Here is a 23,551-nt window from a genome sequence, read left to right as displayed (position 1 = left end):
AGACAATAAAAAAGCGCCCACGAAGGGCGCTCAATGATTGCCAGCAAAAACCGGCGGCTAGCGCGCCTGCCTGGCGCGCGTGTCCGGGGAATCAGGCCCCGCGCTGGCGCCGTGCCTCGTACAGGCAGACGCCCGAGGCCACCGACACGTTCAGGCTCTCGACCGAACCGAACATCGGGATGCTGACCAGCAGGTCGCAGGTTTCGCGGGTCAGGCGGCGCATGCCCTCGCCTTCCGAGCCCATCACCAGCGCGGTCGGGCCGGTGAAGTCGGCTTCGTACAGGCCCTTGTCGGCGTCGTCCGAGGTGCCGATCAGCCAGATGCCGCGTTCCTTCAGGTCGCGCATGGTGCGCGCCAGGTTGGTCACCGTGATGTAAGGCACGGTCTCGGCGGCGCCGCTGGCGACCTTGGCCGCGGTGGCGTTCAGGCCGACTGCGCGGTCCTTCGGCACGATGACCGCGTGCGCGCCGACGCCGTCGGCCACACGCAGGCAGGCGCCCAGGTTGTGCGGGTCGGTGATGCCGTCGAGGATCAGCAGCAGCGGCGGGCCCTCGATGGCGTCCAGCAGCTCATCGAGGTTGCGCGCCAGCGCCAGCTGGCTGGCGAACGCGATCACGCCCTGGTGGCGGCGGGTGCCGACGATCTTGTCGAGACGGGCTGCCTCGACCGGCATCACGCGCACGCCGGCTTCCTTGGCGTTGGCGACCAGGGCCTTCATGCGGGCGTCGTTGCGCTCGGCGTCGACGAAGATTTCTTCCACCGACTGGGCTTCGTGGCGCAAGCGCGACGTCACCGCGTGGAAACCGAAAATCATTTTATTCTTCATGCTTTACTTCTTTTCTTGCTCGTTTTGGATGCGGTGCCGGCCTCGGCGGCCGGCTTCTTCTTGGCGCTGCTCTTGGCGGCGGCGCTGGGTGCGGGTGCTGCGGTCTTGGCTGCAGGTTTGGCTGCGGTTTTGGCCGCAGGTTTGACTGCGGTTTTGGCTGCTGGTGCTGCTGCCGGTGCTGCAGCCGGCTCTACTGCTGGCGCCGCTTCAGCCACGGCTTTGACGGCGCGCGTGCGGCGTGGCTTGGCCGGCGCTTCGACGGCGGCGATGGCTTCGGCGACACTTGGCGACGCCTCGGCAACTTGCGCAACCACGTCGGCGGCCTTGGTGCGGCGTGCACGCTTGGCCGCCACCGGTGCTGCCTCGACGGCGGTCTCGGCTTGCGGCGCCGGGGCCGGGGTTTCCAGCACGGCCTTGATGGCCTTGGCGGCGCGGGTGCGCTTCGGCGCTGCAGGCACTGGGGCGTCCAGCGGCTGCGGCGCTGCGGCGGCAACCGGCTCGCGCACGGCTTCCACCTGCTCAACCGGGGCCGGTGCAGCGGCGGCCTTGCGCTTGCGCGCCGGCTTGACTGGAGCTTCGGCTGCTGCCGCTTCAACCGGGGCTGGCACTGCAGCGGGTGCTGGCACCACGGCTGGAGCGGCCGCTTCCACGGGCGCTGCTGCCGGCACTGGCTTGGCTTTCGCCTTGCGTGCCGGTTTTGCTGCTGGCTGCGGCGTAGCTTCCGGCTGCGGCTGCACTTGCGGCGCTTCGACCTTGTACACCTGGGCGTCCTGGGCCGGTTGCGGACTAACTGGCTGCACGTTCGCTGGCTGCACGTTCGCCGCCTGCGCACTCGCTGCCTGGCGTTCCGCCGCGGCCCTGCGGCGCGCGCTGCGCGAACGCTTGTTCTTGCTCTTGCCGACGATTTCGGCCGATGTGGACCCGACTCCGGCCCCGACTCCGGCCTCGACTTCGGTCTCGATCTCGTTGTCGGCTTGCAGTTCCGGTGCGCGGCCGTCGTTCGCCTGCTGGCGCGCCAGTTCCGCCGCTTCCTTGCGGGCACGGCGCGAACGCTTGGACTTACCGGACGGCTTGGTTTCGGCGAGCTCGTCGAAGTTCAGGCGCGATGCATTGCCGCCGCCGTTGCCGTTCGCCTGGACCGGCTTGGCATCGCGGCCATTGGCGGCCTTGGCCTTGCCCCGGCCCTCGTCGGCGCGGGATGGCTGGCGGTCCTGTGCAGGCGCGGCAACCGCGCCCTCACCCTCGGCGAGCACCAGGTCGATCTTGCGTGCTTCCAGGTCGACCTTGGCCACCTGCACCGTCACGCGGTCGGTCAGGCCAAAGGTCTTACCCGTGCGCTCGCCGCGCAGCAAATGGCGCGCTTCGTCGTACTGGAAGTAATCCTGGCCCAGGCCGGTCACGTGGACCAGGCCCTCGACGTATAACTCGTCCAACTGCACGAAGATGCCGAAGGTGGTTACGCCGGCCACGGTGCCGGTGAAGGACTCGCCCAGCTTGTCCTGCATGAAGTAGCACTTCAGCCAGTTCTCGACATCGCGCGACGCTTCGTCGGCACGGCGCTCGTTGGCCGAGCAGTGCACGCCGAGCGCGTCCCAGATGGTCAGGTCCTTTTCGTTCTTGACCTTGCCCTCAAGCTTGTCTTTCGCGGCCTGCTTGCGGGTGGCGTTCGACACGGTGGTGTTCAGCTTGCCGAGGTCGATGCCCTTCGGCTCGTAGCGCTTGCCCAGCAGGATCGCCTTGATCGCGCGGTGCGTGAGCAGGTCGGGATAGCGGCGGATCGGGCTGGTGAAGTGGGCATAGGCCTCGTAGGCCAGGCCGAAGTGGCCGACGTTGTCCGGGCTGTAGACGGCTTGCTGCATCGAGCGCAGCAGCATGGTCTGCAGGAGGGCTGCGTCCGGACGCTCCTTGATCTCGCGCATGACGGCGGCGTAGTCGGATGCGGCCGGCTTGCTGCCGCCGCCCAGGTTCAGGCCGGTCTGCTTGAGGAAGGTGCGCAGCTGGTTCAGCTTTTCCTCGGTCGGCACCGCGTGGATGCGGAAGGTGCCCGGGTGCTTGTGGCGGATCAGGAGGTCGGCGGCGCAGACGTTCGCGGCCAGCATGCACTCCTCGATCAGGCGGTGCGCGTCGTTGCGGGTGCGCGGGATGATCTTTTCGATCTTGCCCATCGGGTTGCAGACGATGTAGGTTTCGGTCGTCTCGAAATCGATGGCGCCGCGTTCCTGGCGCGCGCCCAGCAGCGCATGGAAGGCGTCGTTCAGGTTCAGCAGGTGTGGCACGATGGCCGGACGCGCCTGCGCTTCTTCGCCCTTCGGATCGGCCAGCACGGCGGCGACCTGGTTATAGGTCAGGCGCGCGGCCGAGTGGATCACGGCCGGGTAGAACTGGTAAGCCGTGACTTCGCCCTTGGCGGTGACCACCATGTCGCAGACCAGGGTCAGGCGGTCGACGGCCGGGTTCAGCGAGCACAGGCCGTTCGACAGCTTCTCAGGCAGCATCGGGATCACGCGGCGCGGGAAATACACCGAGGTGCTGCGCTCGATGGCGTCGGCGTCCAGGGAATCGTTCGGCTTCACGTAGTGGCTGACGTCGGCGATCGCCACCAGCAGGCGGTAGCCGCGCTCGCCGCCAAGCTTGACCGGTTCGCAGTAGACGGCATCGTCGAAGTCGCGTGCGTCTTCGCCGTCGATGGTCACCAAAGGCACGTCGCGCAAATCGACGCGGTCGACCAGGTCGGGATCGTGCACTTCGTTCGGCAGTTTATTCGCTTGCTTGAGCGCGGTCGGCGAGAACACGTGCGGCACGCCGAACTTGCGCACGGCGATTTCGATTTCCATGCCCGGGTCATCCAGCTCGCCGAGCACTTCGACGATGCGGCCCGTCGGCTGCTGGAAACGCGCCGGCTGTTCGATCAGTTCCACGCTCACGACCTGGCCGGCTTTCGCCTTGCCCGGTCCGCCGGCCACCAGCACGTCCTGGTTCATGCGCTGGTCTTCCGGCGCGACGATCCAGACGCCGCCTTCGTTGAGCAGGCGGCCGATGATGTGGCTGTTCGCGCGTTCGACGACTTCGACGATCGTGCCTTCAGGACGGCCGCGGCGGTCCGTGCCCGTGACTTTCGCCAGCACGCGGTCGCCATGCAGCACCTTCTGCATCTCTTTGTCGTTCAGGAACAGGTCGGCGCCCGGCTCGTCCGGGATCACGAAGCCGAAGCCGTCGCGGTGGGCGGCGATGCGGCCGGCAACGAAGCCGCCGCTGTCGGCCAGCGTATAGACGCCGTCGTCGCCGGCAGTGAGTTGTCCGTCGCGCTGCATGGCGTTCAGGCGGCGGCCCAGCACTTCCTGGGCATCAGGCTTGACCTTCAGGGCACGCGCAAGAGTGGCCGCGTCGAGTGAGGTACCGGCATCGCGGAAGACGCCGAGGATTTCCTCGCGGCTAGGAATGGTATGAGTAGGTTGCTTCAAATCGTTTTCTTGAATTCTTCTATATAAGCGCCGGAGCGGCCGGTGCCATGGTTGGATTGACACCTTGACAGGCGTAGTGTAACGGAGGACCGGGCGATTCGCCTAACGAAGCGTGCGCCGTGGCGCGCTATATGGTGAACGAAAAGGCTTGGACAAATAAGCTCAGCAAATAAGGCGGGCAAACGAGGCCGGCAGATAAGGTGGCGAAACAAGGCCGCTGATAAGGCTGCAAATACGGCTGGGTTGCGGCCTGCGTTACACGTCAATTCGGGCGCGCAGAAACCCTTGCAGCTGGGTCTTTGACTTTTGCAATCCTTCCGCTATAATCTCGGCTCTCTCGCAACGACACATGTTGAAGCGAAAGAAAAAGAAGCAGCAGCATCAGGAAGTTCTACGCCAGGCAGCGAAAGTTGATCTAGCGAAAAATAGGAAAGCCTGATATTGTATCAGCTTCAGAAGTTAAGCAGTAAGCAGTACAAATGCCCACGTGGCGGAATTGGTAGACGCGCATGGTTCAGGTCCATGTGCCGCAAGGTGTGGGGGTTCGAGTCCCTCCGTGGGCACCATCTACTGGCAGCAAACCGCAGAAGTAAGCAGTACCATTGATCGTAGGGTGGGCACTCCGTGCCCACGCGGAACGCAGATCATTGTTGGCAGCAACCAATGCCCACGTGGCGGAATTGGTAGACGCGCATGGTTCAGGTCCATGTGCCGCAAGGTGTGGGGGTTCGAGTCCCTCCGTGGGCACCATCTACTGGCAGCAAACCGCAGAAGCAAGCAGTATCGTAGCGTGTGCTCTTGAGCGCACGGCTCATCGCCGGCATCATGTTGGCAATAGCAGTACCGAATGCCCACGTGGCGGAATTGGTAGACGCGCATGGTTCAGGTCCATGTGCCGCAAGGTGTGGGGGTTCGAGTCCCTCCGTGGGCACCATCTACTGGCAGCAAACCGCAGAAGCAAGCAGTATCGTAGCGTGTGCTCTTGAGCGCACGGCTCATCGCCGGCATCATGTTGGCAATAGCAGTACCGAATGCCCACGTGGCGGAATTGGTAGACGCGCATGGTTCAGGTCCATGTGCCGCAAGGTGTGGGGGTTCGAGTCCCTCCGTGGGCACCATCTACTGGCAGCAAACCGCAGAAGCAAGCAGTATCGTAGCGTGTGCTCTTGAGCGCACGGCTCATCGCCGGCATCATGTTGGCAATAGCAGTACCGTAGGCCCACGTGGCGGAATTGGTAGACGCGCATGGTTCAGGTCCATGTGCCGCAAGGTGTGGGGGTTCGAGTCCCTCCGTGGGCACCATCTACTGGCAGCAAACCGCAGAAGCAAGCAGTATCGTAGCGTGTGCTCTTGAGCGCACGGCTCATCGCCGGCATCATGTTGGCAATAGCAGTACCGTAGGCCCACGTGGCGGAATTGGTAGACGCGCATGGTTCAGGTCCATGTGCCGCAAGGTGTGGGGGTTCGAGTCCCTCCGTGGGCACCAAAGTTTTCTGGCGACAGCCGGCGCAAAACGCCGCAATCCTTTTTCAAGGTTTGCGGCGTTTTGCGTTATTGTTCCCTTTTCCTGTATCAGGATGCCGCCAGGTCATCCAGGATCGGGCAATCCGAGCGGCTATCGCCATGGCAGGACGCCGCCAATCGCTCCAGCGTACGCCGCATCGCCTCCATTTCGGCAATCTTGCGGTTCAGTTCACCGATATGTTCACGCGCCAAAGCACGTACGTCAGCACTGGCACGCCCTTTGTCCTGCCACAGCGCCAATAAATCCCGTATCTGGTCGAGCGAAAAGCCGAGCGCACGGGCGCGGTGGATGAACTGCAGCACCTGCACATCCTGGTTTGCATACACGCGATACCCGGCATCGGTGCGCCGCGCCGCGCCGATCAGGCCGATCGCTTCGTAATGGCGGATCATCTTGGCCGATACCCGTGATGCGCGTGCGGCGTCGCCGATATTCATGCTGTCCATTCTTTACTCTCCAGTCGAGCGGAAAGCATACACCTTCCCATCATGGGAAGCGCAAGGCGCAGTCCCGCGCCCAGGCCTGTGCTATGCTCGGCTTCACATGAAACTCTCCACCTTCGTCAGCGGCTTCCTCATCGCGACCGTCTGCGCAGTCGCCCTCGCCAAACCCGCGCCCTGGTTCCAGTGGCGCAGCAAGGTCGACGGCGCGCTGGCCTGCGCGCAGACCCCGCTCGGCCCCGGCTGGGAACGCGCTGCCGGTCCGTATCGGGACGCCCGTTGCGAAAAGCTCATCGTTGCTAAATAATAGGCTGCTCGTTCTACCAACTGAGCCAGCATATGTGCCAGCACGTCGTCCGTCGTTCCATACCTATACCGAGGAGACATTGATGTTCACGAGCCCCGAGCAATTCGCCAGCGCCACCAAAACCCTGTTCGACCTGCAGATGCAAACCTTCGACATGCTTGCCAGTAAAACGGTCAAGGGTCTGGAACAGGTCGTCGCGCTGAACATGGCCACCGCCCGCACCACCATGGACCAGACCCTGGCCGCCAGCCGCGACCTGTCCCAGGCACGCGATGCCCGCGCCGCCTTCGACGCCCTGTCGGCCCGCATGGCGCCGGGCGCTACCGACAGCGCCGAATACCGTGCCCAGCTGAAGACCATCATCGACGAGATGCAGGGCGAATTTCGGCGCGCCGCCGACGTACACGTGGCGGAAGCGAAAAGCACGCTGTCGGCGCTGATCTACGACGTCACGCAAAACGTCAAGCCGGGTTCCGAGAACGCGGTCGAGATCATCAAGGCCGCCATCGACAATGCTTTCAAGGGCTACGAGCAGGTGACGCAGGCCACGCGCCAGGCGGTGCAGAACGTCGAGGAGCAGATCGCGAAGGCTTCGTCGATGGTCAATCCCGGCATGAGCAAGGCTGCTACGCCGGGTGACAAGCCGGCCGAATAGGCATCGGCCCAAAAACAAACAGGGCAGCCTGATAAGCCGCCCTGAAATACTCTTTCACCGGAGGGCGCTGCATGAAAGGTTATTTCACCCCTCCTTTTCCCCTCCGCGCTCGACGCCGAGCAGTTCGTCGACGTGGGCCAGCGCCGCCGCATCCTTGACCACCGACTTGAGCCACACATGCAGCGGCTGCTCGCCCCAACTCGCTGCCTTGTCGGCCAGGTAGGCGACCGGGCTGTGCGGCTCGGTGCGACGGAAGAACTCGGCCACCGCGCGCAATTGGGCCAGGGCCTGGGCGCGGCTTTGCAGCGGGCCGGATGCCGCGCCGCTCGAAGCCGCAGGCGGCAACGCCTCACTCGTGGACGTCTCCGCCGGCGCAGCTGTGGACGCCGCCCCGGCCACCGTCTTGCCGGCCGCCGGCGTGACGAAATGGATCAGGTTCTGCAACGCGCTCCTGGCGCCGCCGAAGCTCGGGCCATCGTTGCCCAGGCGCGCATCGACCGACCTCTCCAGCTCGTCCAGCATGGCCAGGCAATGCGCGCCGTCGTCCAGCAACTTCTCGGAAAAGGTTTTCGAGGTGCGGCCGCGCGCGGCCTCCACGTCGGCAATCGCGTTCGCGCCATGCGTACGCGCGGCTTCGATGTCGCGCATCGAAAAGCCCGCGCCTTCGGTCACCGGGCATTCGGTCACCAGTTGCGGCACGCGCGCCGCGATCCAGCTCAGGTTACCGATGCGCTGCTCGAAGCCGTCTTCGTCCGGCAGCGGATACAGGCCGTCCCAGTAACGGTCGCACAGCGCGCCGACCAGCTGCAGTGCGTCGCCGAGCGCGCGCAGCCCGGCGGTCCTGGCATTCGCCTCGGCCAGCCAGACTGCCAGCTGCAGGTCCTTGCTGCGCGTCTCGATCAGCACCGCGCAGCGCTTGGACACGAACTTCCAGTCGGCTTCCTTCAGCGTGGTGACCCAGGCGCCCTGCTCCAGCGACGGGTCGTCGGCCTTGCGCGCCTGGGCAATGGCGTCGAGTTCGGGCGTGAACGCCAGGCTCTCGCCGCAGGGCGCCGCCGCACTGATCGGTGTGAGAAGTTGCTCGAGCGTGCTCATGACGCCTCCTTATGCCGGCTCGATGGTGTACTTGAAGCGCCCGGCCTTGGTGGCGCTCACCTTGATGCGCGCGATCGCCCCGCCCTCGGCCATGCGCGCCAGCACGGTGTCGGCGATCTCGGGCAGCAGGGTGCCGTTCAGGATGGTGTCGACATTGCGCGCACCCGAATCGACTTCGGTGCAGCGCGCCAGCACCGCGTTCACCAGCGCGTCGTCGTACTCGAACCTGGCCTGGTGGTTGTCGCGCACGCGCTTGCCGATGCGGTCCAGCTTCAGGCGGATGATGTTCGCGAGTACCTCGTCGCCGATCGGATAAAAGGGTACGGTCGTCAGGCGGCCCAGGAAGGCCGGCTTGAACTGCTTCATCAACTGCGGGCGGATCAGTTCCGCGAGCTGCTCGGGCTTGGGCATCTCGGCCGCGCTCTTGTTCAGGCAAGCGCCCATCATCGTGCTCGACGCCGTATTCGAGGTCAGGATGATGATGGTGTTGCGGAAGTCGATCTGGCGCCCTTCGGCGTCGTCCAGCACGCCCTTGTCGAAGACCTGGAAGAACAGCTCCAGCACGTCCGGATGGGCTTTTTCCACTTCGTCGAGCAGCACCACGCTGTAGGGATTGCGCCGCACGGCCTCGGTCAGCACGCCGCCTTCGCCATAGCCGACATAACCCGGCGGCGAACCCTTCAGGCTTGATACGCTGTGCGCCTCCTGGTATTCGCTCATGTTGATGGTGACGAGCTTGCGCTCGCCGCCGTACAGCAGATCGGCCAGCGCCAGCGCCGTTTCGGTCTTGCCCACGCCCGAAGTGCCGACGAACAGGAACACGCCCTTCGGCTTGTTGGGGTCGTCGAGATTTGCGCGCGCGGTGCGCACGCGCTGCGCCACCACGCCGACCGCATGCGACTGGCCGAGGATGCGTTCTTCCAGCAGCGGCTGCAGCTGCAGCACGGTCTTGATCTCGTCCTTCACCATGCGCCCGAGCGGGATACCGGTCCAGCTGGCGACGATGGCCGCCACGGTATTGCCATCGACCTGCACCGGCACCAGCGGCGCTTCGCCCTGCAGCGTGTGCAGCTGCTCCATCATGTTCTTCAGGGCAGGGCTGTCGCCGCGCCCGGCTTCGAGTTCGCCGCGCATTGCCGCGATCTCGTCGGCCAGGGCACGTTCGCGTTCCCAGCGTGCCTGCAGGCGTTCCTGCTTGGCGGCCTGCAGCGCGCGTTCGTCACGCAGCTGGGCCAGCATTGCGCCATGGTCCAGGCCCGCGCTCTGCTCGCGGCCGAGCGCCGCGGCCTGGGCGTCGAGCTGCTCGATGGCGCGGGTGCAGGTTTCCAGCAAAGCCGGCGTGGCGCTCTGGCCCAGCGCCACCTTGGCGCAGGCCGTATCGAGCACGCTGATCGCCTTGTCGGGCAGCTGGCGTCCACTGATGTAGCGGTGCGACAGGCGCACCGCCTCGGTGATCGCTTCGTCGAACACGCGCACCTTGAAGTGGTGTTCCATCAGCGGCGCCATCGCGCGCAGCATGGCGCAGGCGGTGGCTTCGTCGGGTTCCTCGACCTTGATCACCTGGAAGCGCCGCGCCAGCGCCGCATCCTTCTCGAAGTATTTTTTATATTCGCTCCAGGTGGTGGCGGCAATCGTGCGCAGTTCGCCGCGCGCCAGGGCGGGTTTCAGCAAATTTGCCGCGTCGTTCTGGCCGGCCGTACCGCCGGCGCCGATCATGGTATGGGCCTCATCGATGAAGAGGATGATCGCGTGCGGGCTGCGCTTCACCTCGTCGATCACGTTCTTCAGGCGGTTCTCGAATTCGCCCTTCACGCTGGCGCCGGCCTGCAGCAGCCCCATGTCCAGCGTGTGGATTTCGACGCCACGCAGCACTTCCGGCACGTCGCCCTGGGCGATGCGCAGCGCCAGACCTTCGACCACGGCGGTCTTGCCGACGCCGGCCTCGCCGGTGAGGATGGGATTGTTCTGGCGCCGGCGCATCAGGATGTCGATGGCCTGGCGGATCTCGGGGTCGCGCCCGATCACCGGGTCGACCTTGCCGCCGCGCGCGCGTTCGGTCAGGCAGGTGGTGAACTGGTCCAGCGCCGGCGTCTTGCCGGGCGCTTGCGCTTCGAGCTCGCCGACCGGGTCGCCGCCACCGGGCGCCGGCGCGCTGGCAGCGACCGCTTCACCTGAGCCGCGCGTAAGCTTGTCGAAGTCGTGCTTCAGGCGATCCAGCGGGAAGTCGGCGAACAGGGGCGAGCCGCGCCGCGCCAGCTGGGCCAGGCCCGGCTCGGTCAGCAGCGCCAGCAGCAGGTGGCCGCTTCGGATCAGGTTCGGCTGGCCGTTGCCGAGCGAGGCGATCAGCCAGGCATGCTCGAACAGGATCGGCAGGTGTTTCGAGAACACCGGCGTGCGCGCGCTGCCGGTGGCAAAGCGCGCCACCTCGCGCCGCAGATCGTTTTCCAGTGCAGTGAGACTGATGCCGCAGGCGCGCGCGGCCACCACGAAGTCGCAATCGGGCTGTTCGAGCAGCGCCAGGAACACATGCTCGACGTCGACTTCGTACTGGCCCAGCCCGACGCAGATGTTGGCGGCGCGCGTGGCCGCGGTGCGCGAGGCGTCGTTCAGTTTGCCGATCAGAATCTTGAGGTTGATGTCCATGGATGTCGGGTCCTTGATATCGATAGAGGAAACTAGCGCGGACGCGCCGTGCGCCGCACCGCGTAATGCAGCGACGACGGCTGCAGCACCGCGCTGAAATTCACCGCGTCGCCGGTATCGAGAAGCGCGAGGCGCGCGTGGATGACGAAATCGAGCCGGTTGACGCTGCCGGCCAGCGGCACCAGGCTGGCACTGACCTCCTTCAGTCGCGGCTCGTGGGTCTCGATGGCGGACTTGATGCTGGCGCAGATGGCAGCCCGGTCTTCCGCGCTGGTGAGGCAGAAGGCGGCGAAATCGAGCAGGCCGTAGTTCAGGATCGAGGCGCCGGCCAGCGGGTGGCTGACGAAGGCGCCGGCGGGCAGCGCCACGCGGGAATTGAGCAGTGCTTCGAGGTCGCGCGCCACCAGGTCCTTGATCTGCTCGACCGACAGCTGGGCGCTTCCTTGCGGGCGCTCGTCCATCAGGCGATCCAGCACGCCGGGGGTAAAACCGTTCATGACGAACCTTGATGGAAAATGACGGACCGGCAGGACGCCGGCCCGTGTGCTGCAGACTGCGGAATCGACTCCGCAGGTCAGACGACCTTGTTGCTGGCCAGGTCCCAGCCGCCCGAGGTATTGCCGCCGGCGCCGCCGGTCACCTTTTGCTGGGTGTACTTCCACTTGATCTTCGAGAACTTCAGGCCCACTTTCTCCTGGATGATCGCGCCCTCTTCCACCTTCGGCTTGATGGCGCCGATCAGCACGTTCTCGAGTTCGATCTCGAAGTACTTGATGCGGTCGCCCTGGCCGTCGGCGCGCATGAATTCGAGCTTGGCTTTCGGGATCGTCTTGCCGGCCGAGCAGGTTTGCAGCAGGATCGGCGAGGCCAGGTCGGCCAGTTTGTCGATCACGACTTCCTCGTGCTCGCAGCGTTCGGCGGTGTGGCCGCCGCCGGTGGACGCGGTGGCCGAGCGCGGTTGTTTCACGCCCCAGGTCACCGAGGTGCACTCGATCCAGTCCTTGTGCTTGTCGTCCATCGACTCGCCCTTGATGCCGTCGATCTGCAGGTACACGTCAATTGCCATTTTTGTTTACTCCAGTTTTCAGGTTGATGGTGGATCAGCTTTTGGTCGACTGCGGCAACTCCGCGACCAGTCGGAGAGAAACGGACAGCTCGTCGAGCTGGAAGTGCGGGCGCAGGAAAGACACGGCGCGGTAGCAGCCCGGCCGGCCCGGCGCTTCCGACACCTGCACGCTCGCTTCACGCAGCGGGAACTGCGCCTTCTGTTCCTGGCTGGCGTTGTCGTCCAACAGGACGTACTGGGTCAGCCAGCGGTTCAGGTAATCCTCGACGTTCGATGCGGCGGCAAAGCTGCCGATCTTGTCGCGCATCATGGACTTCATGTAATGGGCGATGCGCGAGACGGCGAAGATGTACTGCAGCTGCGAAGACAGCATGGCGTTCGCATTCGCCGCCTCGTTGTTGTACTTCTTGGCCTTTTGCGCCGACTGAGCGCCGAAGAAGGCCGCGTACGAGGTGTTCTTGCAGTGCACCAGCGAGATGAAGCCGAGGTCCGACAACTCCTTTTCGCGGCGGTCGGTGATCGCCACTTCGGTCGGGCACTTCAGCGCCACCTCGCCTTCGTCGGTCTTGAAGGTGTGGGTCGGCAGGTTCTCCACCAGGCCGCCGCCCTCGACGCCGCGGATCGCCGCGCACCAGCCGTAGTCCTCGAAGGCGCGCGTCAGCTTGGCGGCAAAGGCATACGAGGCGTTACACCACAGGTACTTGTTGTGGTCGGTGCCGTCGACGTCTTCCACATAATTGAAGCCCTCGGTGGTCTGGCCGTCGACCGGGTTGAAGGGCAGGCGGCCGAGGAAGCGCGGCAGGGTCAGGCCGACGTAGCGCGAGTCTTCGGATTCGCGGAACGCCTTCCACTTGGCGTATTCGACGGTGTCGAAAACCTTGGCCAGGTCGCGCGGTTTACCGAGGTCGCCGAAGCTCTCGACGCCGAACATGTCCGGGGCGGCCGATGCGATGAAGGGTGCGTGGGCGGCGGCGGCCACGTGCGACATCTGCTCGAGGAAGTACATGTCCTCGGGCTGGCGGCTCATCTCGAAGTCGCCGATCAGGGCGCCGTAGGGCGCGCCGCCGAAGGTGCCGAATTCTTCTTCGTAGATCTTCTTGAAGAGCGAGCTCTGGTCGAATTCGAGGGCGGCCTGGAAGTCCTTCACCAGTTCGCGCTTGCTGGCGTTGAGCATGCGGATCTGCAGGCCGGCACTGGTGGAGGAGTTCTTGACCAGGTATTGCAGGCCGGTCCAGCTGCGTTCCAGCTTCTGGAATTCGGGGGCGTGCATGATGGCCGACAGCTGGCTCGAAATCATGCGGTCCAGTTCCGCCAGGCGCGCGTCGATCATCGCCGACAGGTTGTTCGACACCACCATCGTGCCGGACATCACCTGGGTCACCAGTTCCGAGATCAGGTCGCGTGCACGCGCATGTTCGCTGTCTGACGACGCCACGCGGCTTTGCTCGACGATCTGGTCGAGCAGCGAGTTGTCCAGCTCCACCGCCTGGGCGGGCTTGGCCGCTTCGTTGAGGATCGCCGCCATTTATTTGTCCTCCGTCTTGCGCAGGCTGCCGAGCTTCTCGGTATTGCCCAGGACTTCGCTCAGGATGTCGTCGAGCTTGTCGTTGCCGGCCAGCTTGTTGCGCAAATCGGCCAGCTTGGTGCGCGCTTCCAGCAGGCCTTTCAAAGGCGCGACCTGCTGCACCACGGACTCGGGACGGAAGTCGGCCATCTCGCGGAACTGCAGCTGCACGCCGAACTGGCCGCCTTCCTCGCTCAGGTGGTTCTCGACGCGGAACTGGGTGGCGGGGGCCACGGCGCCCAGCACTTCGTCGAAGTTGCCGGCGTCGACATTCACGAACTTGCGGTCCTTGATGCGCTTCTTCTCGGCCTCGGGGTCGGCGCCGAAATCGCCGATCACGCCGACCACGAAGGGCAGCTCCTTGTTTTCGATGGCGTCGCCGATCTCGACGTCATAGGTCATCTGCACACGCGGCGCACGCACCTTTTGCAGGCGTTTCTGCACGCTTTCATTTTTTGACATGTCGACTCCATGTGGGGAAGACGGACCGGCGCAGGGCCGGTCCACGGGGATTTACTTGAGCGCGCCGAACGGATCGCTCGACGAGGATGATGCGGTCCTGGACGTGTTCGAGGCAGGCGTTTTCGGCGTCGGCTTCGGCGTCGGCTTGGCTTTATTCGGCACCAGCACGTCTTCGCCCAGGCTGGTGCGCAGCAGCTTGGCCAGGCTCTCGGCTTCGGACTTCACGTCGCCATTGAGCTTGCTCTTGCGCGTCAGCTCGCCCAGCGCCTTGCTGGTCACGCGCAGGCCGCTGACGGCGGCGATGCTGTTGGCGAGCAGGTCGTCGGGATCGCGCGCCAGCGCGTCCTGCGCATGGACGATGGCCTCGCCGTAGTCGTTGGCGTCGAAGCGCATCTGGGCCATGCGCACCAGCGGTGTTTTCTCGGTCGGGAAGGCCAGGCTGGCGGTCTTCAACAGGGCAAAGGCCTTGTCGCGCTGGCCGGCGGCGACGGCGGCGTCGGCTTCGGCCACGGCGGCGGCCACGGTGGCCGGCTTGGCCGCGCTGCCGCCTTCGCCCGGGCTGGCGCAGGCCACCAGCATGACGGCACAGGCGACAGCCGGAATCAGTCGTTTCAACATCATGTCTTTCTCCAGGTACGTTGAACCAGCCGCCATTATTCGGGAAGCGATTTCGCAAGAGTTGCGCCGAGTCAACTAGCCGTCGCTTCTGTGGTGCGGCGCATGAATTGCCAGCCGCTTGCGCTGCCTCAGCCGGCCCCGCCGGCGCTGCTGTTAAATGAGCGATGGTTTTATTTACGAAAGGCAAGAACGCCATGCGCTCCCTTCCCTGCCTGATCCTCGTTGTTCTCACAGCCCAGCTCGCTGGCTGCGGCGGCCTGTCCGCCATCACCGGCAAGGCGCCCGAACTGTCCGAATCGCAGAAGCCGCCGCGCGAGGTTGCGATCCGCCTGCACGCCGCGCCCAAGCTGAACGTCGACGCCAAGGGCCGTCCGCTGGCCCTGGTGGCGCGGGTGTACAAGCTGCGCCAGAACGCCGCCTTCGAGGCTGCGCCCTACGCCGCCTTCCTTACGCCCGCGGCGGAAAAGGAAGCCTTTGGCGCCGACCTGGTCGACGTCAAGGACGTGACCCTGGTGCCGGGCCAGCGCTACGAGACCGTGGAAAAAGTGCCGCGCGAAGCGGGCTATGTGGGCGTGGTGGCGCTGTTCCATGCCCCGGCGCCGGGGCGCTGGCGGCTCGCCTTTCCCGCCCCTGAAGCCGAGAAAGCCGGACTGACGCTGGGCCTGCATGCCTGCGCCCTGTCGGCCGGGGCCGGCGCCAAACCCACCATTTCCGATGTCAAGCCCCTCGGCTCTGCGCGGTGTCAATAAGTTTGGTCGGCATTCGATCAAGCTCAACATTTGCCTGATTCAAATTTCTCGATTCAACTTCTGCGAGGTACATCGTGACCATGCCATCGAAATTGCTGTGGGGCGAAGGCCTGTTCCTGCGCCCCCAACATTTCCAGCAGCAAGACCGCTACCACGAGGCGCGCCTGAACCAGACCGCGCGCGCCCTGCATCCGTATTGCTGGGGCGTGCGGCGCATCAGCGTCGACCACGAAGCCCTGAAATCCGACACGCTGCGCATCGACGCGCTGTCGCTGGTCTTCCCGGATGGCGAGCTGTACCGCGCTCCGGAGTCGGACCCGCTGCCGCTGCAGGTGCGCCTGGGCGAGCTGCCACCGAGTACCCAGAGCATCACCTTCCACGCCGCCCTGCCCGCCCTGAAACCGCATGGCGACAACTGCGCCGAGCCCGACGAGGATGCCGGCGCGGTCCGCTTCGCCCAGCACGAGCGCGACACGCAAGACCTGTTCACCCATGCGGCCGACGCGCCGGTGGTCTACCTCAGGAAAACCGTGCGCCTGGTGCCGGACGAGGATGCGCTGGAAGCCTTCGACAGCTTTCCCCTTCTGCGCCTGCGCCGGGTGGCAACCGGCGGCTTCGAGGTCGACCCTTCGTTCACGCCGCCCAGCGTGTCGATCGAAGGCGCGCCCGGCCTGCACAACGCGGTGGCGCGGCTGATGGAAAAGCTGCTGGCCAAGGTCAACGCCTTATATGGCCACATGCGCGAGCCGAGCCGCAACGTGGTCGAGATCCGCGGCGGCGACATGTCCTCGTTCTGGCTGCTGCACACGGCCAGCACCGGCTATGCGGCCCTGTCGCATTACCTGCACCACCCCGAGCTGCATCCGGAGCGCCTGTTCGGCGATCTGCTGTCGCTCGCCGGCGGCCTGATGGCCTATTCGCGCAGCTACAAGCTGGAAGACCTGCCGGCCTATTCCCACCCCGACCCGGGCCCGGCCTTCGCGCGCCTGGTCGACATCCTGCGCGACCTGCTCGACACCGTGGTGTCCTCGAAATACTTCTCGATCCCGCTGTCGAACGAGCGTCCGTCCTACCACCTGGGCGCCCTTGACTCGGGCAAGATCAACGCCCAGACCACGCTGTACCTGGCGGTATCGGCCGACATGCCGGCGCTGCAGCTGGTCGACATCGTACCGCTGCGCTTCAAGCTCGGTGCGCCCCAGGACGTCGACAAGTTCGTGCTCTCGGCCATGCCAGGCGTGCGCCTGGTGCACGCGCCGCAGGTGCCGGCGGCGCTGCCGGTCCGGCCCGACACCTATTACTTCGCACTGGAGAACCGCGGCACCCTGTACGACAACATGCTGAAGGCGCAATCGATCTCGATCTACGTGCCGAACGGGATCCGCGACCTGCAGCTCGATTTGATCGCGGTGGCGGCATGAGCGGCCACGTCGAACGGCGCGCCGCGCCGCAAGCCGGCAACCGCGGGGCGGCAGGCAGCACGCCGCAGAACCTGGTCGACCTGATGTACGAAGGCTTCTACGCCCTGTTCCTGCTGAAGAACGGCTGCGGCCCGCACGACAAGACCGCCTTTGCCGACCACATGACGGCATTCCTGGGCGATGTCGACCGCAACGCCAAAGCGCTGGGCGTGGCGGCGGAAGACGTCACCGCCGCCAAGTATGCCTTCTGTTCGGCGGTCGACGAGATCATCCTGCGCTCGAACTTCGAGGTGCGCGAAGCCTGGGAAACGCGGCCATTGCAGCTGCGCGTGTTCGGCGACCAGCTGGCCGGCGAACACTTCTTCCACCGGCTGGAGGATTTGCGCGCAAAAGGCAGCGTGCACCTGCAGGCGCTGGAAGTCTTCCATATGTGCCTGCTGCTCGGCTTCCAGGGCCGCTACGCGCTCGATGGCCAGGACAAGCTGAACTACCTGGTGGCGCGCCTGGGCGACGAGATCGCGCGCATGCGCGGGAAAAGCCGCGCCTTCGCGCCGCATGCCGAGCGGCCGGACCAGGTCGTCAACACCCTGCGCAGCGATCTGTCGCTGTGGGTACTGTCCGCCGTGTTCGTCCTGGCCGGGCTGGCGGCCTATGTGGGTTTTCGCGCCAAGCTCTCGCACGACACCGAGACCACGCTGGCCAGCTACAACGACCTGGTGAAACTGCCGCCGCGCGCGGCGAACGTGACCATCACCCTGCCTTGAGCTTCATCGGCTGGCAGGGCACGGCGAAGTCCACATGATAGTGTTCGTCGTGCCGGATCCACGGCTTGCCCTGCATGAAGGGCAAGCCCTCCAGTTCCTTGCCACGCGCAGTCTTCATCAGGGCCGGCTTCAAGGCCGGATCGAAGATCACCAGCGCGATGCCGACCTTGCGCTTCCTTGCCGCCTGCTGCAGCTGGACCAGGCGCTCGTTTGCACGCCGAGGCGGGCTGTAGGCTGCGAAGTCGGCGCCGCTGGCGGGCAAGGCGACGACGCCGGCGCGGCAAGAAGAAAGAGAATCAGGAGTGGAAGAAGATGGCGTCTGGCCGGGGTCACTGGACAACCTTGAACTCGATGCGGCGATTGCGCGCGCGGCCCTCGATTGTACGATTATCCGCCACCGGCCGGTCCGGTCCTTCGCCCGACACCGCGATCAGGTCGCCATTGATGCCACGCGAGGTCACGTAGGTCTTCACCGCTTCCGCGCGCGCCTGGCTCAGCGACAAATTGCCGGCGCGCGAGCCGGCGTTGTCGGTGTGGCCGATCACCTCGACCTTGACGCCGTTGAGCTTTTTCAGCGCCTCGCTCATCTGGTCGAGGACGGCCATGCCCGAGGGCGCGAGCGCCGCCTTGCCCGACTCGAACTCGATGATGCGGTTGGCCAGCACGGCATCGAGCACGACCTGCTGGTTATCCGCCACGCGCAGGCCGTTGTTCACCGTGTAGGTCGGGTTCAGGGTGCCGGCGATGTCGCCGGCGATCTGCTGGCGCTGGGCCTCGCTGGCGACGTCGCCGCGCAGGCTGACGTTGTTGCCGTCGATTTTCAGCTGGCCGCGGCTGATCATCTTCAGGTTGGGGCCGATCAGGCGCTGCACGTAGTCGTTCCAGTTGGCCGGCGTGGCCACGGTGCCGACCGCGAGCTGGTCGATCACGCGATCGGCGCCATACACCGCGCGCAGGCGCGCCAGCAGGCCGGCCTTGCTGGCTTCGTCGGCGACGGTGCCGGCCACCACGATCGGTGCGTTCGCTGCCGCGCCCTGCGCCGGCGCGGTGGCAGGCACCTGTGCCAGGGCAGTCCCGGCGACGAGCAGCGCCGCCATGCTGGTCAAGGATCGTTTCATGCTGCGCCTCCAATGAAAGTCTTCAGGAACAGTTCGCGCGCCATCTTCAGCGGCAGCTGCGGCTGGTCGAGGTAGCTGGCCAGGGCGCGCACGTCGACGTCCAAACCGAGCTGCTCGTCGATCCAGCCCAGGTCGGCAAAGCGCACCTGCTGCTCGGCGCCGACCAGCGGGTCGACAATCGCGCGCAGGGTCTGGGCGGCGGCGCCGCAAAAGCCGATCACCAGCACCGGCCGGCCGTCCAGGCGCGTCAGGAACAGCGCCAGGTCGAAACCGGTGCGGCGCACGAAAGGCGCAACCAGCTCCAGCCAGAAGGCGGCGACCTGGGCGCGCAAGGCTGCGTCGTCGGGCAGCGGCAGCACCAGGCTCTTGTCGACCTGGGCTGGTTTGCTGTGCATGACCGGCTGCAGCAGCAGCCCGAGCGCGAGGATGGTGCGGCTGGCATCGAGCCCGTCCAGCAGGTCCGACAGCGAGCCGACCGTGGCGCCGGCAAGGAAGCCGGACAAGGCGGCGTCGGCTTCGCCCAGCGCGATCGCCGCCTCGCTGATGCCCTGCAGGTGCGGCGTTGGATCGCAAGCGGCCAGCACTTGTGGCGCCGCCGCTTCCAGGAAGGTCCAGAGCGGCGCACAGGCCAGCACGCAGCGCGACAGGAAGGCCGGCGGATCGGCCACGTCCAGCGTGCGCATGGTGAGAAAAGGGAAACGCCGTCCGGGCGCGTCGTGGCTGGCCACCAGGTGCCCGGCCACGGCGTGGCGGCGCGCCGGGCCGACGAAGGCAAAGCTGACCGGCGCCATGGCGTCGTAGTCGATCTTCCAGCGCGCGTTCGAGGGCAGGCGCTGCATCACCGCGGCCAGCCAGTCGTCGAGCATGCCGATGGCCGCGGCGTCGTGCGCCAGCTTGACGAAGTCGCTGCGCGCCGGGATCTTGCCGAAGTAGCCGATCCGGTCCGAATTGCGCATCATTGCACACCTCCGGCAGCGGCCATGGCCGGGGTGTCCATCCGATTTTCAGGCGTACGGCCGACGATGGCCGGCGGCAGGCGCATGCCCTTGAAGCCCTGGCCGGCGGCCGAGCTGCCGGCATTCGCTTCGGCGCTGCTGGTGATCTTCAGGTCGACCGCCACCGACACCGCGCCCCCAAGCCCGCTCCAGCGCAGCTCGTGTACGCCACCGTCCTTGCGCTTCTTGGCCGCCGCCTCGATCATGCGCTTCAGCCCGAACTGGCCCGGCTCGTTGAACAGCTCCACGGTGCGCCCATCAAAGGTAACGGCCGTGATGCGCGCACCCGAGGTGCCCGGCCCCGGATGGACCATGTTGAACCACACCGGCGGCGTGTTCCGGTAGCGCAGCTGCTGGCCGTCGATCTCGATCGTGTACTCGGTGGTGCCGGGCGCCGGCGTGGCCTGCAGCTGGAACACCGTCTGCGGCCCTGAGGACGTGGGCGAGGCCACGCCGTTGGCGGACAGTGGCGCGACCCAGCCGGGGAAGGACTGCACCGCCGCCGGCGCCAGCGTGATGCCGATGTCGGCCCAGGTGCGCGGCGAGAGCACGTCGCCGCGCCGCACCACCAGCGGGCCCATCGAGGCATTGACGAATTTTGCCACTGCGCCTTCCGGCCCGAATACCTGGCCGATCTCGGCGCCGGTGGCCTCGATCCGGCTGCCAGGTGCGAACGGGTACTTGTCGGCCAGGGTCTTCTGGAACGGTTCAACCACCTGCGCCTGCCAGGTCTTGTTGATCTCGGATTCGGACGGCTGCACGATCATGGCGAAGGTCTGGATCAGCGGGCGCACCACCAGCGGGCGCAGCGCGGCTTTCTGCGGTTCCGCCATCCCGGTCAGCATCTGCTCGTCGACGTACTTCAGGGCGTCGGCCAGTTCCGAGCCGCTGCCCTCCAAGGTCTGCTGCATGAACTGCTTGGCGCCGGGACCGGGGTCGCCCTGGTTCTTCAGCTGGTTCAGGCGGGTGCGCAGGCGCGAGAGTGCGTCCAGATAGCCGCTCATCAGCGAAGCCTGCTGCTCGCGCGGCCCGACCAGGCGCGCCACGCCGGCGAACTCGCGGGCGACCACACCCATGGCGTCCGGGGCGCCGGCGGCGCCAGGGGCCAGCGGCCCGACGGCGTCGGCCAGGGTGCGTGCATCCGACGGCGCACGGCGCAGCACCACTTCCTTGAACCAGCCGATCAGGCCGCGCTCGGTCTTGCTCAGGTTGGCCTGCAGCGCGCCCGGATTGTCCCATGAGGTCTCGTCGTAGATGGTTTTGAGGAGGCGCGCCAGCGGCGAATTCTGCGGGTCGCCGAGGCGGTTCATGGCCTGGACGCTGGCCTCGAAGCCCTTCAGGTCGGCCACCGTCACGCCCTGCACGAAGCGGCCCCATTCCTTGGCATACTCGGCCTTGTACATGTCGACCAGGGTCTTCTGGATCTGCTCGGGGCTGCCCTCGAGCGTCAGGTCGTCCTTGGCCACGGTCTTCAGCACCCAGTCGGTGCTCGACAGCTCGCGGTTCGATGCGTCGCGGATCGCGCCCTGCACATACTTGCTCCAGGCATCGCGGGTGAACGCGCCGCTGACGGCGTGGCTGCCGGCGAGCAGGCCGCGGTCCTGGCCGTCGCCATGCTCGCCCACGATGCGCGCCACCGTCACCGCCGGGAAGCGCGTAGCGGCGCGGGTCTTGATGTCGGCATATACGCGTTCGCGCGCCGGCGTGCCGCGCACCACGCGGCGCAGGTTTTCGCGCACGCCGTCGAGCAGGCCGAGTTTCAGCGTCACCTGCGGCCAGGCCTGGTCGTTGATCTGTGCCAGGTGAAAACTCAGCAGGCGCTCGGCGCTGCGGATCATCTGCTCGCGCGGCATGGCGCCGCGGTTCGCTTCCAGCCAGGTGCGCCAGTAGCGGGTCAGCTGGTCGTTCAGGTGGCCCGGCTCGGCGTGACGTTTATCGCCCAGCATCAGGTAAGTTTTCAGCGCGTTGTAGGCATCGGCCACATTGGTCGGCGAGACGTCCTGGTAAGGCTGGCCAGACTTGACGGCGGGCGCGGCCTGGGCCACTTCCGCCACCTGCGCGTTCGGTGCCTGTGCATTCTGCACCTGTGCACTGGGCGCCTGTCCATTCGAATCAAGCGCCGCCGCATTCGCGTTCACTTCGGTCAACATGGTCTCCAGCGCGGCGGCAACCGGCTCCACCATCACCGCGCGCGCGCCGGCGAAGTATTCGTCGCGCAGCTTGCGCTCGACCTTTTCGCCCTGGTACAGGCCGAACGACAGCGCCCAGGGCTGGTCCTGCTTGTACTTGTCGAGCTGCTCGATGCGGTCCTGCAGGATGTCGAGCGCTTCCAGGCGCGACTGCAGATCGATGCGCTTGTCCTGCATGCGCATCACCTTGTCCAGGTCGGCCTGGACGTTCGCCACCAGCTGGCTGTTGCCCATGTAGGACCAGCTCCAGCCACCCAGGGCGGCGCCGAGGGCGATGGTGGCCGCAAAAAAGGCGGCGTACTTCAGGCGCGCGCTGGCCGGGTTGCTGTAGCGCTTGACCAGCTCGCGGTCGGCGAAGATCACCTTCCTGAACAGCTCGAGCAGGAAGTAGCCGTTGCCCTCGCCCTCCTTCGCCGGATTCTCGCCTGCGTCAAGGCGTCCATCGCGCAATTCCAGGTCGAAGCGATTCGCGACGCGCTTCGAGGCCAGGTCCTGCACCGCGCCTTCCTGCAGCGCGCTGGTAAAGTAAAAGCCGCGGAACACCGGCTTGAACTGGTAAGTGTTTTCTTCGAACAGGGTGGACAGGAAGGCGCGCAGCGGGCTGCGGACCGAGGCGAATTCGAGCGGGAAGGTGAACACGCCGGGCCGCATCTGCGTGCTGCGGTTGCCGGCCATGTTCGCCAGGCTGAGTTCCTTCAGGCCGTCGTGCAGTTCGTCGAAGTGCTGGTCGAAGAAGGCCAGCACATCCTGCGGCGTGCTGCGCCGGTTGTAGCGCAGGGTGGCGCCCCACACCCGGTCGCGTTCGGTGCGTTCGCTGTCACGGAAGAAGTCGGCAAAGCCCGCGATCAGGTCGGCCTTGGTGAAGATCACGTACACCGGCGCATACACGCCCAGGCGCTCGGTCAGTTCCTGGACCCGGGTGCGCAGGCTCTTGGCCAGCTCCATCGAGGCGCTGGCCGGTCCGCCCGTGAGTTCGGCCACGCTGACCGCGATCAGGATGCCGTTGATCGGCGCGCGGCGGCGGTGTTTTTTCAGCAGGTCGAGGAAGCTGAACCACTCGTCGCGGTCGCCCTCCTGCACCGAGTAGCGCCCCGCCGTATCGAGCAGGATGCCGTCGGTGGTGAAGAACCAGTCGCAGTTGCGGGTACCGCCCACCCCCTGCACCGCCTTGCTGCCCGGGATCGGGAAGGTCAGACCGGAATGGGCGATGGCGCTGCTCTTGCCCGCCGCCGGGTTCCCGATGATCATGTACCAGGGCAGCTCGTACAAGGCTTCGGCGCCGCGCGTCAGGCCCAGCTTCGAGGTCTTGATGGTGTTGATCGCCTCCAGCATGTTCTTGCGCAGCACCGCGACTTCGTTGCCGCCGCTATCGGTGCCGGTAACTGCGCCCGCTTCGCCGGCGGCCAGGCTGGCCGTCAGGCGTTTCGCGGCGCGGATGCGCCACAGCTTGCGCACACCCCAGAACATGCCCCACAGCGCCAGCAGGCTGAGTGCCGCGATGAGTGCCCAGATCAGGCCGATTTCGAAGGTATCGGCCCCCAGCAGCAGGAAGCCAAGCAGTGCGGTGATGCCGATCACGACGAGCACGCGGCTGTCGGTGAGGAACTTCCAGAGACGGGCCATGGCGGGAGCTTGTGTGGGTTATGGGAAGGG

Annotated in this window: 19 protein-coding genes and 6 tRNA genes; 11 read left to right on the top strand and 14 right to left on the bottom strand. The window is 66.0% G+C overall.

The genetic code is table 11. From position 1 onward, the window contains the following. Positions 1 to 91 precede the first annotated feature (91 nt). Both rlmB and rnr read right to left on the bottom strand, forming a co-directional pair. Entirely contained in the window at positions 92 to 826 is a 735-nt protein-coding gene (rlmB, locus tag QWL29_RS02280; protein WP_305821264.1) for a 23S rRNA (guanosine(2251)-2'-O)-methyltransferase RlmB, read from the bottom strand. Beyond that, complete coding sequence (gene rnr / locus QWL29_RS26630) at positions 823 to 4,302, bottom strand: ribonuclease R (protein ID WP_370663657.1); 3,480 nt, start codon at positions 4,300 to 4,302, stop codon at positions 823 to 825. The genes rlmB and rnr overlap by 4 nt, the downstream gene beginning before the upstream one ends. A 466-nt stretch (positions 4,303 to 4,768) precedes the next feature. On the opposite strand from rnr, the gene QWL29_RS02270 reads away from it, so the two are divergent. The 6 genes from QWL29_RS02270 (at position 4,769) to QWL29_RS02245 (ending at position 5,773) form a co-directional block, all read left to right on the top strand. Beyond that, positions 4,769 to 4,853 (top strand) — tRNA-Leu (locus QWL29_RS02270). Between the two features lie 99 nt (positions 4,854 to 4,952). Beyond that, positions 4,953 to 5,037 (top strand) — tRNA-Leu (locus QWL29_RS02265). Between the two features lie 99 nt (positions 5,038 to 5,136). After that, positions 5,137 to 5,221 (top strand) — tRNA-Leu (locus QWL29_RS02260). A 99-nt stretch (positions 5,222 to 5,320) separates the two neighbouring features. Then, positions 5,321 to 5,405 (top strand) — tRNA-Leu (locus QWL29_RS02255). 99 nt (positions 5,406 to 5,504) lie between these two features. Beyond that, a tRNA-Leu gene (locus QWL29_RS02250) sits at positions 5,505 to 5,589 on the top strand. Between the two features lie 99 nt (positions 5,590 to 5,688). Further along, positions 5,689 to 5,773: transfer RNA gene (locus QWL29_RS02245), tRNA-Leu, on the top strand. An 86-nt stretch (positions 5,774 to 5,859) separates the two neighbouring features. Here QWL29_RS02245 and cueR read toward each other — a convergent pair. After that, entirely contained in the window at positions 5,860 to 6,249 is a 390-nt protein-coding gene (cueR, locus tag QWL29_RS02240; protein ID WP_305821424.1) for a Cu(I)-responsive transcriptional regulator, read from the bottom strand. A gap of 106 nt (positions 6,250 to 6,355) precedes the next feature. Here cueR and QWL29_RS02235 point away from each other — a divergent pair, with 106 nt between their 5' ends. Beyond that, the gene (locus QWL29_RS02235) at positions 6,356 to 6,559 is read left to right on the top strand and encodes a hypothetical protein (protein WP_305821263.1); all 204 of its coding nucleotides are present in this window, start codon (positions 6,356 to 6,358) and stop codon (positions 6,557 to 6,559) included. Between the two features lie 82 nt (positions 6,560 to 6,641). After that, positions 6,642 to 7,214, top strand: coding sequence for a TIGR01841 family phasin (gene phaP, locus QWL29_RS02230; RefSeq protein ID WP_305821262.1), 573 nt, complete (start codon positions 6,642 to 6,644; stop codon positions 7,212 to 7,214). Positions 7,215 to 7,298: 84 nt separating this feature from the next. On the opposite strand, the gene tssA is transcribed toward phaP, so the two are convergent. The 7 genes from tssA to QWL29_RS02195 form a co-directional block, all read right to left on the bottom strand. Next, entirely contained in the window at positions 7,299 to 8,309 is a 1,011-nt protein-coding gene (tssA, locus tag QWL29_RS02225; protein ID WP_305821261.1) for a type VI secretion system protein TssA, read from the bottom strand. 9 nt (positions 8,310 to 8,318) lie between these two features. Next, complete coding sequence (tssH, locus tag QWL29_RS02220; RefSeq protein ID WP_305821260.1) at positions 8,319 to 10,952, bottom strand: type VI secretion system ATPase TssH; 2,634 nt, start codon at positions 10,950 to 10,952, stop codon at positions 8,319 to 8,321. Positions 10,953 to 10,984: 32 nt separating this feature from the next. Further along, positions 10,985 to 11,449, bottom strand: coding sequence for a type VI secretion system baseplate subunit TssE (gene tssE, locus QWL29_RS02215; protein WP_305821259.1), 465 nt, complete (start codon positions 11,447 to 11,449; stop codon positions 10,985 to 10,987). 77 nt (positions 11,450 to 11,526) lie between these two features. Then, positions 11,527 to 12,018, bottom strand: coding sequence for an Hcp family type VI secretion system effector (locus tag QWL29_RS02210; RefSeq protein WP_305821258.1), 492 nt, complete (start codon positions 12,016 to 12,018; stop codon positions 11,527 to 11,529). A gap of 34 nt (positions 12,019 to 12,052) precedes the next feature. Further along, a complete protein-coding gene (tssC, locus tag QWL29_RS02205; protein ID WP_305821257.1) occupies positions 12,053 to 13,543 on the bottom strand; it encodes a type VI secretion system contractile sheath large subunit in 1,491 nt (496 codons plus the stop codon). Continuing rightward, a complete protein-coding gene (tssB, locus tag QWL29_RS02200; protein WP_305821256.1) occupies positions 13,544 to 14,044 on the bottom strand; it encodes a type VI secretion system contractile sheath small subunit in 501 nt (166 codons plus the stop codon). Positions 14,045 to 14,095: 51 nt separating this feature from the next. Next, positions 14,096 to 14,665 carry a hypothetical protein gene (locus QWL29_RS02195; RefSeq protein ID WP_305821255.1) on the bottom strand — a complete coding sequence of 190 codons (570 nt, stop codon included), beginning with the start codon at positions 14,663 to 14,665 and terminating at the stop codon, positions 14,096 to 14,098. A 191-nt stretch (positions 14,666 to 14,856) separates the two neighbouring features. Here QWL29_RS02195 and tssJ point away from each other — a divergent pair, with 191 nt between their 5' ends. The 3 genes from tssJ (at position 14,857) to icmH (ending at position 17,596) form a co-directional block, all read left to right on the top strand. Beyond that, positions 14,857 to 15,411 carry a type VI secretion system lipoprotein TssJ gene (tssJ, locus tag QWL29_RS02190; RefSeq protein ID WP_305821254.1) on the top strand — a complete coding sequence of 185 codons (555 nt, stop codon included), beginning with the start codon at positions 14,857 to 14,859 and terminating at the stop codon, positions 15,409 to 15,411. Between the two features lie 80 nt (positions 15,412 to 15,491). After that, entirely contained in the window at positions 15,492 to 16,832 is a 1,341-nt protein-coding gene (gene tssK, locus QWL29_RS02185) for a type VI secretion system baseplate subunit TssK (protein WP_308634764.1), read from the top strand. Then, the gene (gene icmH / locus QWL29_RS02180) at positions 16,829 to 17,596 is read left to right on the top strand and encodes a type IVB secretion system protein IcmH/DotU (protein ID WP_305821252.1); all 768 of its coding nucleotides are present in this window, start codon (positions 16,829 to 16,831) and stop codon (positions 17,594 to 17,596) included. Before tssK ends, icmH begins: the two co-directional genes overlap by 4 nt. On the opposite strand, the gene QWL29_RS02175 is transcribed toward icmH, so the two are convergent. Genes QWL29_RS02175 through tssM form a run of 4 tightly spaced genes read right to left on the bottom strand, consistent with a single transcriptional unit; the run spans position 17,583 to position 23,521 of the window. After that, positions 17,583 to 17,936 (bottom strand): hypothetical protein, encoded by a 354-nt coding sequence (locus QWL29_RS02175; RefSeq protein WP_305821251.1) that lies wholly within the window; start codon positions 17,934 to 17,936, stop codon positions 17,583 to 17,585. The two genes, icmH and QWL29_RS02175, sit on opposite strands and share 14 nt — an antisense overlap. Next, positions 17,926 to 18,714, bottom strand: a complete 789-nt coding sequence (locus QWL29_RS02170) for an OmpA family protein (RefSeq protein WP_305821250.1) — start codon at positions 18,712 to 18,714, stop codon at positions 17,926 to 17,928. Before QWL29_RS02170 ends, QWL29_RS02175 begins: the two co-directional genes overlap by 11 nt. After that, positions 18,711 to 19,673 carry a type VI secretion system-associated protein TagF gene (gene tagF, locus QWL29_RS02165; protein ID WP_305821249.1) on the bottom strand — a complete coding sequence of 321 codons (963 nt, stop codon included), beginning with the start codon at positions 19,671 to 19,673 and terminating at the stop codon, positions 18,711 to 18,713. Before tagF ends, QWL29_RS02170 begins: the two co-directional genes overlap by 4 nt. After that, positions 19,670 to 23,521 (bottom strand): type VI secretion system membrane subunit TssM, encoded by a 3,852-nt coding sequence (gene tssM, locus QWL29_RS02160; protein WP_305821248.1) that lies wholly within the window; start codon positions 23,519 to 23,521, stop codon positions 19,670 to 19,672. Before tssM ends, tagF begins: the two co-directional genes overlap by 4 nt. Positions 23,522 to 23,551 lie beyond the last annotated feature (30 nt).

Origin of the sequence: Massilia brevitalea (assembly GCF_030711405.1) — a bacterium.
Taxonomy (GTDB): Bacteria; Pseudomonadota; Gammaproteobacteria; order Burkholderiales; family Burkholderiaceae_D; genus Telluria; species Telluria brevitalea.
The sequence above is the reverse complement of the archived record's forward strand: the minus strand, read 5'-3'. Positions and strand labels throughout refer to the sequence as shown.